Annotated in this window: 20 protein-coding genes; 7 read left to right on the plus strand and 13 right to left on the minus strand. The window is 39.5% G+C overall.

The features are described from left to right. Positions 1-18 precede the first annotated feature (18 nt). The 13 genes from SYJ56_RS17805 to SYJ56_RS17865 form a co-directional block, all read right to left on the minus strand. Positions 19-723, minus strand: a complete 705-nt coding sequence (locus SYJ56_RS17805) for an RsmE family RNA methyltransferase (RefSeq protein WP_323836443.1) — start codon at positions 721-723, stop codon at positions 19-21. 78 nt (positions 724-801) lie between these two features. Beyond that, a complete protein-coding gene (locus tag SYJ56_RS17810) occupies positions 802-2,571 on the minus strand; it encodes a DEAD/DEAH box helicase (RefSeq protein ID WP_323836445.1) in 1,770 nt (589 codons plus the stop codon). Positions 2,572-2,878: 307 nt separating this feature from the next. Further along, the gene (locus tag SYJ56_RS17815) at positions 2,879-3,145 is read right to left on the minus strand and encodes a type II toxin-antitoxin system PemK/MazF family toxin (RefSeq protein WP_323836447.1); all 267 of its coding nucleotides are present in this window, start codon (positions 3,143-3,145) and stop codon (positions 2,879-2,881) included. Then, entirely contained in the window at positions 3,130-3,345 is a 216-nt protein-coding gene (locus SYJ56_RS17820; RefSeq protein WP_323836449.1) for a hypothetical protein, read from the minus strand. Before SYJ56_RS17820 ends, SYJ56_RS17815 begins: the two co-directional genes overlap by 16 nt. A 69-nt stretch (positions 3,346-3,414) precedes the next feature. Next, positions 3,415-4,206: a queuosine precursor transporter gene (locus tag SYJ56_RS17825; RefSeq protein WP_323836451.1), complete on the minus strand. Its 792-nt coding sequence runs from the start codon at positions 4,204-4,206 to the stop codon at positions 3,415-3,417. Then, positions 4,203-5,120, minus strand: coding sequence for a ribonuclease Z (locus tag SYJ56_RS17830; RefSeq protein ID WP_416377811.1), 918 nt, complete (start codon positions 5,118-5,120; stop codon positions 4,203-4,205). The genes SYJ56_RS17825 and SYJ56_RS17830 overlap by 4 nt, the downstream gene beginning before the upstream one ends. Then, positions 5,117-5,503, minus strand: a complete 387-nt coding sequence (locus SYJ56_RS17835) for an STAS domain-containing protein (RefSeq protein ID WP_283414366.1) — start codon at positions 5,501-5,503, stop codon at positions 5,117-5,119. Before SYJ56_RS17835 ends, SYJ56_RS17830 begins: the two co-directional genes overlap by 4 nt. Positions 5,504-5,522: 19 nt before the next feature. Further along, the gene (locus SYJ56_RS17840; protein WP_323836456.1) at positions 5,523-6,473 is read right to left on the minus strand and encodes a phosphoribosylaminoimidazolesuccinocarboxamide synthase; all 951 of its coding nucleotides are present in this window, start codon (positions 6,471-6,473) and stop codon (positions 5,523-5,525) included. A 59-nt stretch (positions 6,474-6,532) separates the two neighbouring features. Further along, positions 6,533-7,624: a toxin-antitoxin system YwqK family antitoxin gene (locus SYJ56_RS17845; protein WP_323836458.1), complete on the minus strand. Its 1,092-nt coding sequence runs from the start codon at positions 7,622-7,624 to the stop codon at positions 6,533-6,535. 54 nt (positions 7,625-7,678) lie between these two features. Beyond that, positions 7,679-8,857, minus strand: a complete 1,179-nt coding sequence (locus SYJ56_RS17850; RefSeq protein WP_323836505.1) for an acetyl-CoA C-acyltransferase — start codon at positions 8,855-8,857, stop codon at positions 7,679-7,681. 96 nt (positions 8,858-8,953) lie between these two features. Further along, complete coding sequence (locus SYJ56_RS17855; protein ID WP_323836460.1) at positions 8,954-9,583, minus strand: hypothetical protein; 630 nt, start codon at positions 9,581-9,583, stop codon at positions 8,954-8,956. Then, positions 9,573-10,217: a hypothetical protein gene (locus SYJ56_RS17860; RefSeq protein WP_323836462.1), complete on the minus strand. Its 645-nt coding sequence runs from the start codon at positions 10,215-10,217 to the stop codon at positions 9,573-9,575. Before SYJ56_RS17860 ends, SYJ56_RS17855 begins: the two co-directional genes overlap by 11 nt. After that, a complete protein-coding gene (locus tag SYJ56_RS17865) occupies positions 10,218-11,183 on the minus strand; it encodes a VWA domain-containing protein (protein WP_323836464.1) in 966 nt (321 codons plus the stop codon). It lies immediately after the preceding gene. A gap of 143 nt (positions 11,184-11,326) precedes the next feature. On the opposite strand from SYJ56_RS17865, the gene SYJ56_RS17870 reads away from it, so the two are divergent. The 7 genes from SYJ56_RS17870 to SYJ56_RS17900 all read left to right on the plus strand — a co-directional run bounded on the left by SYJ56_RS17870 (position 11,327) and on the right by SYJ56_RS17900 (position 18,916). After that, positions 11,327-13,729 carry a TonB-dependent receptor gene (locus SYJ56_RS17870; protein ID WP_323836466.1) on the plus strand — a complete coding sequence of 801 codons (2,403 nt, stop codon included), beginning with the start codon at positions 11,327-11,329 and terminating at the stop codon, positions 13,727-13,729. A gap of 1 nt (position 13,730) precedes the next feature. Continuing rightward, positions 13,731-14,561 carry a DUF4249 family protein gene (locus SYJ56_RS17875; RefSeq protein ID WP_323836468.1) on the plus strand — a complete coding sequence of 277 codons (831 nt, stop codon included), beginning with the start codon at positions 13,731-13,733 and terminating at the stop codon, positions 14,559-14,561. A 408-nt stretch (positions 14,562-14,969) separates the two neighbouring features. Next, positions 14,970-15,344 carry a BlaI/MecI/CopY family transcriptional regulator gene (locus SYJ56_RS17880; RefSeq protein ID WP_323836471.1) on the plus strand — a complete coding sequence of 125 codons (375 nt, stop codon included), beginning with the start codon at positions 14,970-14,972 and terminating at the stop codon, positions 15,342-15,344. Continuing rightward, positions 15,341-16,690: a M56 family metallopeptidase gene (locus tag SYJ56_RS17885; protein WP_323836473.1), complete on the plus strand. Its 1,350-nt coding sequence runs from the start codon at positions 15,341-15,343 to the stop codon at positions 16,688-16,690. Before SYJ56_RS17880 ends, SYJ56_RS17885 begins: the two co-directional genes overlap by 4 nt. Positions 16,691-16,765: 75 nt before the next feature. Further along, the gene (locus tag SYJ56_RS17890) at positions 16,766-17,191 is read left to right on the plus strand and encodes an energy transducer TonB (RefSeq protein ID WP_323836475.1); all 426 of its coding nucleotides are present in this window, start codon (positions 16,766-16,768) and stop codon (positions 17,189-17,191) included. 130 nt (positions 17,192-17,321) lie between these two features. Continuing rightward, complete coding sequence (locus SYJ56_RS17895; RefSeq protein WP_323826344.1) at positions 17,322-17,696, plus strand: BlaI/MecI/CopY family transcriptional regulator; 375 nt, start codon at positions 17,322-17,324, stop codon at positions 17,694-17,696. Beyond that, the gene (locus tag SYJ56_RS17900; protein WP_323836477.1) at positions 17,693-18,916 is read left to right on the plus strand and encodes a M56 family metallopeptidase; all 1,224 of its coding nucleotides are present in this window, start codon (positions 17,693-17,695) and stop codon (positions 18,914-18,916) included. Before SYJ56_RS17895 ends, SYJ56_RS17900 begins: the two co-directional genes overlap by 4 nt. Positions 18,917-18,947: the final 31 nt, after the last annotated feature.

Below are 18,947 nucleotides of genomic sequence, written 5' to 3' on the forward strand. Positions count from 1 at the left end.
CAGAAAAAAACGATTATTTTAACGATTTAGTGTTTGAAGCATCTGAATTGCGGCAAGTCCAGCTGTCTCAGTACGTAGTCTTGCTCTTCCCAAAGATACTGGCTTGAACCCTAAATCTAAAGCTTTCTGAATTTCGATTGGATCGAAATCACCCTCTGGTCCTATCAAAATGAGGTATTTCCTGTTAGGATCGGCGCAATCAAACAAATGATGATCATGGTTTTCATCCACGTATGCGATGAATTTCTGATAATCTTCAAATTCTTTTGACTCCAGAACTTCATTTAGCTTTGAAATAGAATGAAGAGTAGGAATTCGGTACTTGAGGCTTTGCTTACATGCAGAAATGATTTTTTTCTCCAAACGATCAGTTTTAAGGTAGCTTCTTTCAGAATTCATGGTTTCCAAAAGTGTGAGTTCATGGAAGCCAATCTCTGTGATTTTCTCCACCATCCACTCCATTCGATCAGGACTTTTTGTAGGAGCAATAGCTAAATGAATATGGAAATTATCTTGTTTTACTTCAGTGGTGTGAAGAACTTTTAAGCTTGTCTTCCTAGGATTGGCTTCAAGTATTACACATTCGAAAAGTGTTCCTTCTCCATTAGTCACAAAGACATGATCACCTTGCTTTTTGCGTAGCACTCTACAGAGGTGCTTTGATTCATCTGGCTCAAGTGTAATAAGGGGAGGTATTATGTTTTCTTGAAAAAAGAGCTGCATAGGTAAATTTACTAAGACACAAAAAAAGCACATTTCCTCAGGAAATGTGCCTTAATACCATATAAACCTTATAATCTATTAACCTTTTGAAACTTCCATGCTGACACTCTTGCCTTTGATGGTATTGTTCTTCATTCCGTTGATCACTTGATCAGCATCTTTGGAAGGAACATCCACGAAAGAGAAGTTGTCATAGATATCAATTCCTCCAATGCTACGTCCCGGTACGCCAGTTTCACCTGCGATTGCACCTACGATATCATTTGGACGGATTCTGTCTTTTGCACCAAGATTTAAGAATAGACGGGTCATGTTAGCTTCACGAGCTCTTTCAGGTCTTTTACTACCATCTCTGGATCCACCTTCACGGCTTCCGAATTCTCTTCTTCTCTCACCGCCTCTTTCTCCACCTCTTTCATTTCTTCCACCTCTTTCACTGCGTTCGCCTCTTCCGAATCGCTCGCTTCTTCCACCGTCACGTCCACCTTCTCTTCTTCTGTCTCCACCGGATGTGTCTATGCTAAAGTTTTGATCAGCCATTTCTTTAATAGAAGAACCCATTACTAGTTTGATCAAACCAATAGCAACTTGATCAAGTGTAAGTCCTTCAGCAAGCATCTGTCCGATAGTTGCTTCGAAGATTTGATTGTCTTCTTCTTTCTCTACTTGTTCAGTAACGTCTTTTACGAATTTCGCTTTTTTCAATTCGATCAATTCAGCAGCGGAAGGAGGGGACATCTTCGTGATAGTCGCTTTGGTATATCTTTCCAAATCTCTCATCTTGAAGCTATCTCTTCTACCCGTCACGAAGCTGATTGCTTTACCGCTTTTACCAGCACGGCCAGTACGACCGATTCTGTGTACGTAATATTCTTCGTCCAATGGAAGGTCGAAATTGAATACTGCTTCAACACTATCCACATCAATACCTCTTGCAGCCACATCAGTCGCAACTAACACTTTGCAATGTCCTTTACGGAATTTGCCCATTACTTTGTCTCTCTGAGCTTGAGAAAGATCACCGTGAAGTGCATCAGCAGATATTCCTCTAGCGATCAAGCCTTCAGTCACCTCATCTACCATTCTCTTAGTATTACAGAATACTACGCTAAGGTTAATGTTGTGGACATTCATCAGACGAGCCATCAATTCCAATTTCAATGGATTTTTGACTTCGTAAAATGTTTGTTCGATGTTAGAAACAGTAAGTTCCTTTTTGTCGATTTTGACAATTTCAGGATTCGTCTGATATTTTCTAGTCAAGTCCATAATTGGCTTGGCCATAGTAGCAGAGAAGAATACTGTCTGTCTTTCTTTTGGCATTTCCTGAAGAATTGCCTCGATATCATCCCTGAAGCCCATGTCCAGCATTTCATCAGCCTCATCCAAAACAAGGATGCCTACTGAGTCAAGCTTCAATGTGCCACGGTTGATATGATCTTGCACACGCCCTGGAGTACCTACGACGATCTGAACTCCCTTACGGAGAACTCTGATTTGACGATCAATAGATTCGCCACCGTAGATAGCTACAGAATTGATTGCTCTGTGATATCTGGCAAGTTTTTGTATTTCACCTTCTACCTGAACAGCAAGTTCACGGGTAGGGCAAAGAATGATTGCTTGAGGCTTATTTAAATCAGCATCTACCAAATCGATGATTGGAATACCAAAAGCAGCTGTTTTACCTGTACCGGTCTGAGCCTGTCCTATAACATCTCTACCTTGTAGGATAAAAGGGATTGATTGAATTTGAATTGGGGAAGGTTGGGTATAGCCCATCTCTTCCACTGACTTAAGAATTTCCGCAGAAATTCCCAAGTCTGAGAACTTGAGTGTTTGATCCATGATGTTTCCTTAATTTCCCTGCCATTCGGTCCTAATAAATATCCCGACAAGCGACAGTAAGGAATTCACGGCACGAAAAATTGTTATTTGTCTTATTGACGGTGCAAAAGTAGGATTAATTATTTGGAACACCAAACTACTTCCAGAAGTATTTAGAATAATCGTGAAAAATTGGAGGTTTTTGGAGAAAAATATTTGGTTGTGGTATAGTAGAAATAATTTTTCAAGGAATTATTTTAATTAAGAAATTAATTGAATTATTTTTTATACTACTATTTTTCTAAATGCTGTATCAATGCTTCCTGCCTTATTTATAGAGTATGATCCGTTGATCTGCAGTGAAAATTCGATTTGGACGAATATTACTTGATTTAACTAGTGCGCCCTCAATGATTCTATCTTCAGGTAGTTCCAAAGCCCATTTATCTTTAATAGATTTTGATGTGATTTGGCATAGTAAATAGTCGCCGTTTTCAGCATAGGCTAGAACAAAAGCAGGCCTTCTTTTCGATGCACTTAAATCAGAGAATGGAAAAGAAACTACAACGATATCACCTTTTACAAATCCTTCCACTGTTCATCTTCTTCCTCCAAGAGCCAATCTTTGGACAATGATTTTTCCGATATTAAATACTTAAATATGGGATCTTCTACTTTATCATTACCTAGTTCCTCTTCCAAGAAAAAATATAGCTCCTTTTTTTCTTCTTTGGATAGTCGCCTCAGAGATTGTTTTAAGTGAGTTATTGATATATCTAGCTTTATTGTTTCCATCCTGGAAAAGTTAATCAATTATTTAACGATTTTTTAATCGAAGCAACTTTCAATCTTCCAATCCTTTTTTCATAAAAACGATGTATTCTCACTCGCTTCCACGGTCATTTCCTCAGCAAGTTCTTTGCCCAAGTATCGGTCAATAATACCATGAGCAAGGTATAGGAGAGGAGTAAGAATAATTGCAACCGTCATTTTGTAGAGGTAATTCATTATTCCTACCGCGATGATTTGGCTGATACTCCAGTTTCCAAACACATAAAAAGCGATACCCAGTACCACAAATGAATCGATGAACTGGCTGACTAAAGTAGATCCAGTGGCTCTGAGCCAAATTTTATTTTCTCCGGTGATAGCTCTCAGCTTTTGGAACACATAGACATCGATCAATTGACCAAGGAGAAATGCAGTAAGTGAGCCGATGATGATACCAAGTCCCTGGCGAAAAATGGTATTGAAGGCATAGCTGATATTAAAAGGCTCTCCCTCAGGAGTTGTAGCATTCACATCCAACCAGAAATCTGCCGGTGTTAAGACCGTGACTAAGCTGATTACGATAAATGCATAGGCAATCAATCCAGCTGTAATAAAAGAGATTTTCTTCACCCCTTTTTTACCGAAATACTCATTGATAATATCAGTCGTAATAAAGACTACCGGCCAGATTACAGCACCAGCAGTCAGGTTGAAATCCAGAAGATATTCTCCGAAAAATGTCCAGTTGACAGGATCAAAACCAAGTGTTTTCTCAGCAGAAAAAATCTTAACGCCGATGATTTCCGCCAAAATTGCATTGGTCAGAAAGATACTTCCCAGTATGATGAAAAGATTAGTCTTTTTGGAGCTTTGAGTTTTGTTCATATTGCATAAGTCTGACCTTCCTCACTCAAAATACTAGCTGGAAATACACTTTTTGCTTCATCAAGCAGTGGGTCTAAATGTACATATCTTGACGAAAAATGACCCAAAAGTAATTTCCCCACCTTACTCATCCTTGCGATTTCAGCGGCTTGTTTTGCTGTGCTGTGAAAGGTGGTTTTAGCCCTTTCTAAATTATCCTCCATAAATGTAGATTCGTGGTAAAGTAAATCTACATTTTTCAGATATTGTTTTAAAGCAGGATCGAAAATCGTGTCAGAGCAGTAGCCATATGTCCGCAAAGGAGGAAGCGGATAGGTGTAATCTTTGACTTTGAAAATCTTCCCATTTTCATCCTTAAAATTCTCTCCTGTTCGTAGCGCCTGAATTGCAGCGAATGGGATAGGAGCCTGCTGTAACTTTTCTTTGATCATACTTCGAAGTCCTGGTTTTTCCCGAATCAAAAAACCAGTGGTGGGAAGTCTATGTTTGAGCGGAAAGCTAAACACATCGTAGCGTTCATCTTCCAATATCAAATGCAGCCCATCATCCTGTGTTTCCACAAAATTCAATGGGTAGTTTAGCTTGGTGTTGCTATATCTAAAATTGGTTGTAATAATCTCATCTAGTCCTTTTGGGCCGAAAATAGTCAGGGGAGCGGTTCGCTTCGCGAGATTGTAGCTGGAGAGCAAACCAATCAAGCCTAAATAATGATCCCCATGAAGATGGGAAATGAAAATGTGGTTGATCTTGGAGACTTTAATCTTGAAAGCACTGGCCTGCAGTTGCATTGCTTCTCCGCAATCCAGTAGTAAAAAATCCTGCCCAAATCTAACGACTTGGGCAGTATGGTGCCTTCCATGCACAGGGATGGAAGATGTGTTTCCTAATATGGTGACTTCAAAATCCGGTCTCAACCTTCTTCCTCTTCTTCTTCTTCTTCCCCGCTTTCGATTGCATGCATGAAGATGGCTTCACTTGCTTCTTCAAGGGAACTTACCAAGTTTAGTTTTTTGTCAAGCATTGAGATTTTCAACAGTTTCATTACGTGATCTTGAACGCCTGAAATGATGAAAACACCCCCGTTTTTACCAAATTCCCGATCTCCAACAAGCAATGCGCTTAGTCCGGATGAATCTACATATTTTACTTCGCTCATGTCCAAAACAAGATTTTCGAAGCCTTCAGCGTGAATCGTCAACAATTCAGATTTTAAAACCGGAGCAAGTAAAGAATCCAATTTTTCTTCCTGTGGAGTGAAGATGACGTACTGTTCTTTTTTATCAATTGAATATTTCATGTGTTTATAATAGTATGAATTAGTTGTTCTTTAAGTCCAGATGTGAAAGGATTGCTTTTTCAATTCTTGACTCAATTTCTGTTGTGTTTGCTTTTTGGAATTTCTCTCCAGTTATTTTTTCGAATAGCTCAATATAGCGATCAGAGATGCTTTCTACAATTTCGTCCGTCATTTCTGGCACAGATTGTCCATCCTTGCCTTGAAAACCGTTTGAAATTAACCATTGTCTAACAAATTCCTTGGAAAGTTGTTTCTGTGCGATTCCCTTCGCCTGGTTTTCTTCATAACCATCCGCGTAGAAATATCGAGAAGAATCAGGTGTATGTATTTCATCAATCAGGAGAATTTGATCGCCGACTTTACCAAATTCATATTTCGTATCAACCAAGATCAATCCCATTTCATTGGCCATTTCCTGACCTCGCTGGAATAATGATCTAGTGTATTTCTCTAACTGTACATAATCAGCTTCACTAACTATTCCTTGCCTCAGGATTTCTTCTCTGGATATATCCTCATCATGCCCTTCGTCCGCTTTGGTAGTAGGTGTGATGATCGGGCTAGGAAAAGGATCATTCTCGCGCATGTGTTCAGGCATCGCAACTCCACAAATGCTTCGCTTACCGGCCTTGTATTCTCTGGCAGCATGGCCAGACATGTAGCCCCGGATCACCATTTCTACTTTGAAAGGCTCACAACGGATACCAATCGTGACATTGGGATCAGGAATAGAAGTCACCCAATTCGGTACAATGTCGGAAGTAGCAGCAAGGAATTTGGCAGCGATTTGATTCAGAACTTGGCCTTTAAAAGGAATTGGGCGAGGTAAAACCACATCAAATGCAGAAATCCTATCGGATGCAACCACAACCAATTCTTTGTCAAACATATAGACATCACGAACTTTTCCTTTGTAAAATCCCTGCTGTCCAGGAAATTGAAAATGGGTTTCTTTGATTGCGTTACTCATCCTTTTATTGTTTGGGCAAAAATAGAAAAAGCATTGCCTTTCTTCTCTTCCCAGTTCTATTATTTATCTGTTTTGTTTCCGTTTTCGTAGGTTTCCGTTTTCACGAGGCTTCCACTTTCATCAAAATACTCACGCTCGCCCTGTAGTTTTCCAGCTTGAAAACGTCTGATTTCCTCCAAAGAACCATCTTCTCTGTAAATTCTTACCTCACCTTGAGGCTCATTGTTTAAGTAATTGATTGCGAAGTAAACCTGACCATTTTCATAGTAATTTATTTCCAAAACTGAATTTCCTGACTTGTCAAAGGTCGTTTTTTGTTTAATCTTAGCTGTAGAATAATACTTTTCATGTGGTTGAATATTGATTCCTTTTTTAAAGACAGACTTTTCTCGGATTGTTCCATCTTCATAATATTCTACTTGCTCTCCCTCCGGTAAGCCCTTCTTATAAGTACCCCTTCGCTCGGGTAATCCATCTGGATAATTCAGTTCATAGATCCCGTCCAATAGACCTTTGGAGTAATCTATCACGGAAAGTACCTGTCCATCTTCATAATATTGCGTTTCCCGCCCATCCAATTCTCCTTCAGCATAATTAGCAGAGACGATAAGCTGCCCATTTTCAGAAAATTCTTCAAAAAGTCCATCGTACCGACCTTCAGAAAAATTCACTTTGGACGCTTGCTTTCCCGATTCATAGAACGTTTCGCTGAGCCCATCAGGCTTGTTGTTTTTAAAGTTGGTTTTGTCACTAATCTGCCCAGATTCATAGTAGGTAATCACTTCCCCTTCAATCTGATTATCTATATAAGTAGAAGTCTGCTTTAACTTTCCTCCAGAGAAAAAACTTTTTGATTCTCCTGATCTAACATTTTCTATAAAAGGAATAATTCTAAGCGTATCACCAGTCTCGGGATCTAGGTCAGCAAAAAGACCATTTCTTTGATCGTTTTTTAATTGACCAATTTGAACAAGATTTCCTTCTTCGTCAAAGCGTTTGATTTCCCCATTCGCTTTGCCGTTCACAGTGAAATACAATTCCTTTACCAGGGTTTCTTCCTCATCATAATAGGTGCGAATAGTATCCTGAGCCAATGCTAAATTGGCTAGAAAACTGGACGCAATCGCGATAAGAAAGAGTGTTTTATTCATGGGTAAAAAGAAACCACAAGACAAAAAATCTTGTGGTTAAATAATGGGTGAAAATTACATTTTCTCAATTACTAATGCAGAAGCTCCACCACCTCCGTTGCAAATCCCTGCAACTCCGATTTTGCCGTTTTTCTGATGCAAGACAGAATTTAACGTACTTATAATTCTGGCTCCTGAAGCTCCTAGTGGGTGTCCCAAGGAAACTGCTCCACCAAATACGTTGACTTTATCGTTGTCCAGGTTTAATTCTTTTTGATTTGCTAAGGCTACGGCTGAAAAAGCCTCATTGATTTCATAGAAATCTATGTCTTCTGCCGTCAATCCGGCATGTTTTATTGCTTTTGGAATGGCCAAGGCAGGAGCGGTGGTAAACCAAAGCGGATCAGTTGCTGCGTCAGCAAATCCTCTGATTTTCGCCAGTGGTTTCACTCCTAGTTCCTCTGCTTTTTCTTTGCTCACCAAAACCAAGGCGGAAGCTCCGTCATTCATCGTAGAAGCATTGGCTGCAGTGACAGTTCCTTCCTTATCAAATACAGGTCTAAGTGAAGAGATCTTATCAAACATTACGTTTTTGTATTCCTCATCTTCGTCAATAACAATAGTTTCGCCTTTTCTACCTTTCATTTCTACCGGTACCACCTCATCTTTGAAGTATCCCTTTGCCCATGAATCAGCAGATCTCTGGTAGGATTGAATGGCATATGCATCCTGAGCTTCACGGGAGATATTCATTTCCTTAGCCGTATTATCAGCACAGTTTCCCATCGGGAATTTATAATACACTTCGAAAAGCCCGTCTTTTACCAAGCCGTCCACAAATTCTGCATTTCCATATTTGTAGCCAAATCTTGCTTTAGGAACATAGAAAGGTACATTTGACATGCTTTCCATTCCACCTGCGACTACCACATCATTGATGCCTAGCATGATGGATTGAGCCCCAAACATCACCGCCTTCATACCCGATGCGCAAACTTTGTTAACGGTTGTACAAGGAACATTATAGCCAATTCCGGCGCCAATAGAAGCTTGTCTGGCAGGAGCCTGTCCAAGATTAGCAGAAATCACATTTCCCATAAAAACTTCCTGTACTGCTTCTGATTTTACTCCTGCTTTTTCTAGGGCGCCTTTGATAGCTGTACTACCAAGTTCTATTGCCGAAAGTCCGGCTAGTTTGCCTCCAAAACTTCCCAAAGGAGTTCTTACAGCTGAAACGATATATACTTCTTTGATCATGATTATTTGGGTTTAGTTGATGTTAGGTGACCAATGTAAGATGCCCGGTGTATATGGTTCATCGGTCTTCAAACATCCAGCATCCGGCATTTTTTACCAATCAGGAATACCTCTTTTAGGTCGTTCTGTGGCTTTTTTCTTGTTTTGCTGGATGTACCGTAATTCAGCTGCATTCATGCTTTCTAGGATTTGAGAAGCTTGCTCAGGAGTTAAATTCATCGCTTTTAACTTTTCCTTAAACTCCTCCATTGCTTTTTGCTTATCAGCTAGATTGGCATCCATCTGATCATTGGCATTCTCACCTGGCTCTTCGTCGCTCTGCTCAGTAGGATCCCCAGCCTGGGATTCTTCGGCTTTATCCTCATTGGTTTTGTCTCCATCCTCTTTGGATTCTTGCTGCTCACCATCTTCTCCTTGGCTTTGCTGATCTTCCTGCTGCTGTTTTTCCTCTTGGTTCTGCTGATCTTGGTTCTCTTGGTTTTGCTGATCTTGCTTTTCCTGTTCCTCTTGTTCTTTTTCCAACTTTTCTTTCAAAGCTTGGAGCTTAGTGTCTCCTGGGAATTTGGATAAACCATCGTTAACAGTCGCTAAAGCCTGATCCTTTTCAGTTTTGACATACGAGCGAGCTGCACGATTGAAGTATTCGCCGGAAGTTTGGGCGATGCTGCTGGATAGGCTTAGGGTAAAAGCAAATCCCAGAATTAATAGAAATTTATTTCTCATCGATCTCAGTGATTTCTTGAAGACTTGTGATAAATTCTTGGTAAGCGGCAACTGTTTCGTCTTGTTGCATAGCTTCATTCATAAGGTTCAACGCATCTTTGAAGCGGAATTGTTCCACTAGCCTGTCAGCCTCTGCTTTTTTGCGCTTCGCAAATTCAGAAGGTTCAGGTTTGTTTTGATCTTCATTTTTGCGTTCCTCATCCCGTTGCAACCATCTTGCCAGTAATTCATAATTGTGTCTGGCGACTTCATTATTAGGATCTTGAATCAGAGCAGATTTGAACTTGCTCAAGGCAGGCTCATATTCCTTCTTATTTCCCAAAATCACCCCTCCTTGATTAAACGCAAAGGAAGAAAGCACCTTATTTGGAGCAATTGAAGCTTTGTCGTAAAAACCATTAGCCTCATCTACTTTCTCTGCATACTGATTACTCAATCCGAGATTGTAATCTAGCTCAGGCGAAGCATATCCAAATTCGTCAATTAAAACTTGATGATGTGTGATTGACTGCTCATATTCAGCTTTGGCATAGCTTTCTCCTGCCAAATCAATGGCCGAATTCAACCTGGAAACTCGTGTCCAAGATGCGGGAATCAGAAGGAAAATTGCCAAGGTTAGCTTACTCCAGCTCATTTATAATTTGATGGTTTTGATTGGCAACATCATATCCAGCAAAGAGAGGACTAGACCTGCCAATAGGAAATAAAAATACTTATTTGCAGAAGCTTCCACAATTCTAGACCCTGTTACTCCGCCTTCTACCCGCTCCAAGGCAGCAGTCAATTCACCGATTTCTTGAACTTCATCAGAAATCTCAAAATACTGGCCATTAGTTTCGGCTGCAATTTGTTGAAGAGGTGCACGGTCAAGAACAGTTTGCGCAGGTTTACCTGTTTGCGGATCAATTACTAATCCGTTACCTCTTGGTATGCTGCTTCCTCCTTCTGTTCCGATTCCTAATGAAAAGACTTTTATTCCTTCACTATTCAATCGGGATCCAATTTCATCCAGATCATCTCCAAAGTTTTCTCCGTCAGAGATCAGAATAATTGATTTAGATTTTACTTCCTGGCTCTCATCATTCATGAATCTTTCTTCAGCTATTCTAAGCGGGCCATTGAGATCTGTACCGGAATTTGGAACCAAACCTGTATTTAAACCATCGATGTATAATTGAAGTACACTTTGGTCAAAGGTGAGGGGGCATTGCATGAAGGCTTCAGAACTGAAAATAATCAATCCAATTCTATCTGAAGGAAAACTTTTGGTTAGATTCTTCAACTCAAATTTTATGCGCTGAAGTCGGCTAGGACCTATATCTGTAGCATTCATAGACTGGGATAAATCCACTGCGATGAAAATGTCTTTACCTTCTTCCTGGATTTCCTTCATTGAAGTGCCGATGGAAGGGCCTGCAAATGCAATGAGAAACAGTACAAAATAGACTGTCCTTATGACCATTTTTGAGAATAGCCTGCGCTTCTCCACTTCCAGCTTGCGGTTGATGTTCCAATAGCGAAATAGATAAATAAAATACAGCAAGCCGAAAATGCCGGCTAGCAAGAGGGTGAGTTTTACATCCGGATATGCCCAAATCATGGCCTGAAATTATAAAATAAAGATTACTTTAAAAGGGAGAATGCCATAAGTGGTGAAGCTAAATTCAAATGTTCTTGATAATTAACAAACATTAATTTTTACGATTCGTCTAGCTTTGGGAAAACAATTTTAATTAATGCAGCATGAGGCCGACTGCCATATTGAGTAAATTTATTTTTATTGTCCTTTCCATTTTACCTTTTTCTCGTCTTACAGCGCAGGAAGCAAAGGTTTTTAAGGCACAAGTACTAGATGTAACAAACTCTTCTCCGCTCCCAGGAGCCAGTGTCTACTGGGAAAATGATGTGCCTTCAGGAATAGTTTCAGAAGCAGATGGTTTTTTTCAGATTAAAATTAAATCCTTGCCTGCCCGCTTAGTAGTTTCTTATGTAGGCTTTGAAACTTCAATACGAGTAGTCACCGAGAAAGACTTGGAGAAATCCCAACGGTTTTTCCTCAAACCTGAAGAAATGTCTCTTGATGAAATCATCATTCAGGAGAGAAGACCTGATGAGCAAGTCAGAAATATGGAAACAGGGAAAGCAACTATTCCAATTGCAACTATTAAGAATATTCCAGCTCTTTTTGGGGAAGTAGATTTGTTGCGGAGTTTGCAATTGCTGCCAGGAGTTCAGACAGCTGGGGAGGGTACCACTGGATTATTTGTACGCGGTGGTTCTGCGGACCAGAATTTGGTGCAATTAGATGGTGCGCCCATTTACAATGCCTCTCACTTTTTCGGATTCTTTTCAGTATTTAATCCCGATGCGCTGGATCAGGTGGAGCTTTACAAAGGTAATATGCCAGCTTCTTTTGGCGGAAGACTTTCTTCTCTGATTGATGTGACTTTGCGGGAAGGAAATAATGAGCAGATTCATGGTGAAGGAGGGATAGGCAGTATTTCTTCACGTTTGACTCTGGATGGCCCGCTTATTTCGGATAAGTCCACCTTTGTTATTTCTGGCAGAAGAACCTATGCGGATTTATTTTTGAAACTTTCAACTAACCCAGATATTAAAAACAACAAACTGAATTTTCATGACTTAAGCGGGAAGTTGTCTTTTATTCTAAGCGAAAAGGATAAGCTGACAGTCTCCAGTTATCAGGGAAGCGATTTCCTTGGTCTTGATGAACAATTTGGTTTGGGTTGGACAAATTGGATTTCCTCAGCTCAATGGAGTAGGAATATTTCTAAGAAGCTGTTTTTCGATCTGCAAGGATATCATTCCAGATATAATTATCGCGTAGAATTTGATGATCCTGATAATGGGTTTGAATGGAAAAATAAACTTTCTGAAACTGGTGTAAAAGGTCAGTGGACATTACTTAAAAGTGATAAAGTTCAAAGCTATTGGGGCTTCCAGAGTCAGTTGTATCACTTTGCCCCAATAGAATTGAACCCTGCGGAAAATAGCAGCATTGAACCCGTATTTACTACTCCAAAAAATGGCTTGCTCAATAGTGCTTTTGCAGGACTCACTTACGAAATCACCCCTAAACTCAGCACGGAAGCCGGACTTCGATGGGGTTTTTTCAATCAAATAGGAAAGGGTGTTGACTATATCTATGAAGGCAGCGAAATAGGTCCAGAAATTCCGATTACAGATACGGTGAATTACAAGGCGCTGGAAAACATTAAGTTTTATCAGGGACTGGAGCCAAGAATAGCTTTTCGATATTTGATCAACGATGAGTTTTCTGTGAAAGCAGCCTATAATCGCAATTTCCAGTATGTGCAAATAGCATCAAATAGCTCTGCAGGCTTGCCGATAGATCGCTGGATTCTGGCTGGAACCTATGTGCCACCGATACGATCTGATCAGATTTCGCTTGGACTATTTCGTAATTTCAATGAAAACCGATGGGAGTTTTCTGCAGAAGGATACTATAAAGATTTAAGGAATGTAATCGACCTGCGAAATGGGGCACAGGTATTATTTACAGATAATGTAGAAACTGAACTTCTAACTGGAAATGGCTGGGCTTATGGAGCTGAGTTTTTACTCAGAAAAAATATTGGTAAAACCACAGGCTGGTTGGCATACACCTATTCCAGAACATGGAGAAAAATCACAGGTATTTCTTTGGGACAAAAATACAATCCGAGATTCGACAGACCACATGATATTACACTGGTGCTAAATCATGAATTCTCACCGACTTGGTCGGCAGGCCTTACGTTTATTTACACTACAGGGCAGGCAGTTTCATTTCCTATTGGAGTGTATGACTTGGATTATCAATCCGTCCCGTTGTATTCAGATTTTAGAAATGAGGATCGTTTTCCGGATTATCATAGAATGGATGCGTCAGTCACGTGGAAAAATGCTGATAAAGGAAGAAAATGGAAAGGGAGCTGGAATTTCTCCGTTTATAATTTATATGGTCGGAAAAATCCTTTTGCCTATGAATTCAGAGAGATCTACAATGATGATTTCCGATACGATAATGACGAAGATGGTCCGATCATGTCGACGAAGCAAGGTATCGTAATGACGTATTTGTTTACATTTTTACCATCAATTACCTATAATTTTCAGTTTTGATATGAGGATACTTTGGATAGTGATTTTAGGAATAGCGGCTTTTTCTTGTCAAGAGGAAGTCAACCTTCCATTGGCTACAATTGACGGTGAAATTCCCATAATCGAAGCCATGTGGACTGATGATTCTTTTTATAATGTGGTAAATGTTTCGCTGGCACGAAATTATTTTGACTCGGTTGATACCAAGGTGATTTCTGATGCAGAGGTCTTTATTAGCACGTCTACACGTAGGATTCCTTTTGAATTCAATACTACTTCCCAAAGGTACCTACTGGTAAATTCTGGAGAAGTAGCTAAAGTAGGAGAGACTTATCAATTACATGTAATCTGGAATGAGAATGAATTCACGTCTTCCGGGACCCTTTTGGCTCCTCCTATTGTAGATAGTGTGACTTATGAATACCAGGAAGATCGCCTTTTTCGAAAGGAGGGATATTACATAAAAGTGTATGGTGAAATCCCGTTCGTAGAGAATAATTATTATAGAATCAGAGTAATAGAAAACGATACGTTGAAAAACAACCGCGATGATTATTTGCTTTTCGATGATACTTTCGGCTTAAGGTTTTTTGAGGAAGGTCTGGAATTGAATTACTCTTTCGACGAAGGAGATAAGGTAAGGCTTGAACTCTTTAGATTAAATGAGAGTGCCTTCAATTATCTTTCTCAATTAGTCAATTTGTTATATAATGACGGAGGATTATTCTCGCCGCCCCCACAAAATCCAGATTCAAATATTAGCGTGATAAATGGAACTTCAGATGTTTTGGGATATTTTAGTGTAACCCCAGTACTTAAAAGAACTGTCGTGATCGAACCAGAGGAAGAATAGGTTTTTGCAGAAAAGCATTTTTCCGAAAGGGTCTTGGCAAGAAGCTACAATCCCCTAAGTACCTACGGCTAAATTGATTTTTTACTTTCCATAGACTTCGTCAAGTTCCTGATAAATAATAGTTTATAACTTTAACCCGCATTATGCATTAGCAAATCTACTACGGTTTCAAACCGCCTCAAAATCAGTCGCCATGCTTCACTTTTCGCTTTCACCGTAGCGGTGCTACGACTCGATCTCCAAAGTGACTGATTTTCTTGCAGTTTGAACCCTCGCTACGAATCCTAATGCATAGTCCGGGTTAAATGATGATGGTCTAAGATTGAATCTTTCTCTTTTCTTGTACTTTTTCCGTAGTAATACGAAAAATTCGTAGGATTATTAAAAATTCGTTTTTACCTTAGGGATATGAATGAATTAAATAGCAACGAAGAAAGGATCATGCGTATTTTTTGGAAACTTGAAAAAGCGCTGGTCCGAGATGTACTTGAAGAGCTGCCAGATCCAAAGCCGCCATACACCACGTTGGCTTCTTCTATCAAACTACTGGAGAAGAAAGGTTATTTAGATCACAAAGCGTACGGCACCACACACCAGTATTTCCCATTGGTATCACAGGCTGACTACAGCAAAAAAAGCGTGAATCAATTGGTAAAGCATTATTTCGAAGGCTCGGTGGGGAATTTCCTCTCTTTCATGGTGAAGGAAAATAAGATTTCTGACAAGGAAATTGAAGATCTACAGAAGATGATAGATGATATGGACAAACCCACGGAGTCATGAATTCAATCCTAATTTATTTAGCCGAAGCAAGTATCTGCGTTGCTATTACAGTGCTCTTTTACCGATTTGTATTGAGTGAGTTGACATTCTTTACACTGAACCGGGTGATTTTGATCGGTATGCTGATGCTTTCCTTTATTATTCCGATGCTTTCTTTCAACCTAGGTATCACATCCATAGGCACAGGAGAAATTACTCTTCCTGAGTTTTTGGTAGGAAAGGAAGTCGTGCAGGAATCAGTAAGCTTTTCGTGGCAGGAAATCCTCTTTTACACTTATCTAGCGGGAGTGATAATGATGACTATACATTTGGTCTTTGGCTTTTTTACCTCCCAGCGCTTACTAGGCAAGTCCAGATTGATGCAGTACCAGGATTATTGGATTGCTGTACATCCTCAGTTTATTCCTGCCTCATTTTTCAGCTACATTTTGCTTCCTGATTTTGATCCTAATAGATCCGAACAGAAACAAATAGTCCTACATGAGTCAGTGCATGTACGCTTGAGACATAGCTGGGACTTACTGCTTGTTCAGTTTGCTAAAATCATTTTTTGGTTCAATCCATTGATTTATCAGTTTGAAAAATCACTCAGAGAAGTGCATGAATATCAGGCTGATCAGGGAGTGACCTCTACCTACTCTAGGAAAGAATATTCTGGGCTTTTGCTTCAGATGATTACCGGGGGACAGGGCTGGCACTTCATGAATAACTTCAACCAATTTCAAACCAAAAAACGAATTATTATGATGAGTAAACCACAATCCCAGAAAAAGGAAATGCGTAGGTTCTTGCTTGCAATTCCCGTATTAGCAGCTTTATTTTTTGTGTTTTCCTGTGAAATAACACCAGAAGAAGATATAGAAGGACCGACCATGATGGGAGAATCAACTGCAGCTACAATAGGTCCTGCTGACCTAGGAGCAAGAAAACTAGCTAAGGATGGAGAGCTTATTTATGACGTAGTAGAACATCAGCCAGAACCTAAGGGTGGAATGGATGGATGGAATAACTACTTAAGCAAAAATTTGACATACCCCGCTCAAGCGAGGAGAATGGGGATCGAAGGAACGGTGATCGTAGCCTTTGTAGTCAATACTGACGGCAGTCTTTCAGATTTCGAAGTTATCAGAGGTATCGGGGGAGGCGTTGATGAAGCGGCGATTCAAGTTGTTGAAAATGCACCAAATTGGATACCTGGCAAACGCAAAAGTGGTGAAAGCCTTAATACCAGAATGAGATTACCTATACGGTTTAAGCTTGGTGGGGATGAAGCGGAGAAAGATATAAAGCTTGATTTTAAAGTAGAAGAAGTTCCTGTATCCGCTATTGTTGTAGGTTACGATTAAGTCAAGTTAAGGAGCAATTCATGTTCCTAACAAACTAGAATTCAAGAGACCATAAAAATATCTAAACCACATATTATGAAACTATCAGCCCATAATTTACCACTTAAAGCAACCCTATTACTTGTGGTTGCGCTGTTTTTCTTCGCAACTCTTCCAAATCAGGAAGCTTTTGCCCAAACAGAATCCGAGAAAGTCCATAAAGAAGTAGATGAAATGCCAACCCCTCCTAATGGAATTAATGGATGGAATAGCTACTTGGCTAAAAACATGAAGTACCCAAAGGCCGCAAGAGAAGCGAACGTAGAGGGTAAAGTAGTAGTAGCATTTGTGGTGCAGGAAACCGGTGAGATTTCCAATGTGGAAATAATCAGGGGAATTGGGAAAGGCTGTGATGAGGAAGTCATGCGCTTGGTGAAGGAATCGCCTAAATGGAAACCGGGAAAAAAGGACGGGGAAATTGTGAAAACACAGATGATGCTACCTGTGAATTTTAAATTGTAATTAAGTTTTAATTAGTTAGAAAAACACTCGGAGCTTCTTCGAGTGTTTTTTTATGTTAAAATTTACGATAACTACGTAATATTACGAGATAATCGTAGGTTTTTTATTATTCATTTTCTACATTAAGATCATGGAAGAACTAACAGCATACGAAGAACAAATCATGAAGATATTCTGGAAACTTAATCGGGCTATTGTTCGGGATGTATTGCATGAGATTCCAGATCCCAAACCTCCTTATACCACACTGGCTTCCACTGTCAAGGTCTTAGAGAAAAAAGGTTATCTCGGACATAAGTCTTACGGGAAAACCAATGAGTATTATACGTTAATTGCTGAAAATGATTATCGAAAGAAGAGCTTTAATCACTTGGTAAAGAACTTCTTTGGGGGATCTGTGGAGAATGTGCTTTCGTATTTGGTTAAAGAAAAAAAGGTATCTGAAAAGGATATTCAGGAGATGCACAACCTGATAAACAGTTATGAGAAAAACAATAAATCATGAATGGATTACTGAATTACTTGATTGAAGGGAGTTTGATGATAGGGATTGGACTTATCAGTTATAAGCTGTTTTTTGAAAGGTTGACTTTCTTTCAGGGCAATCGGGCTGTACTACTTGGGATTGTGTTTGTTTCATTGTTTTTGCCTTTGATCACATTGGATTTTACTTTTTTAGACACCACTTCAGTAGAAACATTGAGTAGTTCTATGCAATGGGTAGAAACTAAGGTCATTACAAATAATTTAGATTCTGAAGAATTTGCATTCTCTTGGCAGTCTGTCCTGATGTTGGGATATTTTGTTGGAGTGTTATTTACTTTCACCAGACTTATATTGGGAGTAGCCAAGATGATGCTGATGATCCGTTATTCTTTCATAGCTCAATATGCCGGAATGACCATTATGGTGAATCCGAAATTTGTCCCTTCTTCCTTTTTTAAGCGCATATTACTTCCATCTTTTGATCCGGAAAATGAGGAGCACCAACAAATTATTTTGCATGAATCAGTGCATGTGGATCTACGGCATTCTATAGATGTTATGCTGATTCAGCTAACCAAAGTGGTTTTTTGGTTTAATCCATTGATATATCGGTTGGAGAAATATTTGCGTGAAATTCATGAGTTTCAAGCCGACCAAATTGTAACACAATCGTATTCTCCAATTTCATATTCAAGGCTTTTATTGAAGCAACTCAGTGCTGACTGTGGGCTTCAATTCATGAATAATTTCAATCAATTTCAAACTAAAAAAAGAATAATTATGATGAACAAAACAAAATCAAACAGTATGCTCAAAAGCAGATTTCTGCTGACAGTACCTCTTCTGGTACTTATGATTGGGCTTTTTTCCTGCGATATGGCTGGGAATGACAGAAAGATTGTCGGTATATGGATAGGCAGCGATTTCTCTTTTGAGCAATCCACAGGACCAGATATGACTGCGGTGATAGAAGGCGGCAAACAACTCCATAAGGATGGTAAGCTAATCATCAGAGAAGACGGGACTTACGAAATAGTTGTAGGACAAAATGATGTGAATGGAAGTGGTGTATGGAAATTGGAAGGGGGCAACCTTATAACTACTGATTCAGGAGATAATGTAACAGTTTATGAGATTACAGAATTAAGCTCTGATAAGTTACAAACAGTTCATGAAGTAACAATGGATACTCCAATGGGTACTGTTGCTGGGAAAATTACGCTGACTTATTCTCGTTAAAAAATTTATCAAAATCTACGATCATTTCGTA

Origin of the sequence: Algoriphagus aurantiacus, from assembly GCF_035156405.1 — a bacterium.
GTDB classification, from domain to species: Bacteria; Bacteroidota; Bacteroidia; order Cytophagales; family Cyclobacteriaceae; genus Algoriphagus; species Algoriphagus aurantiacus.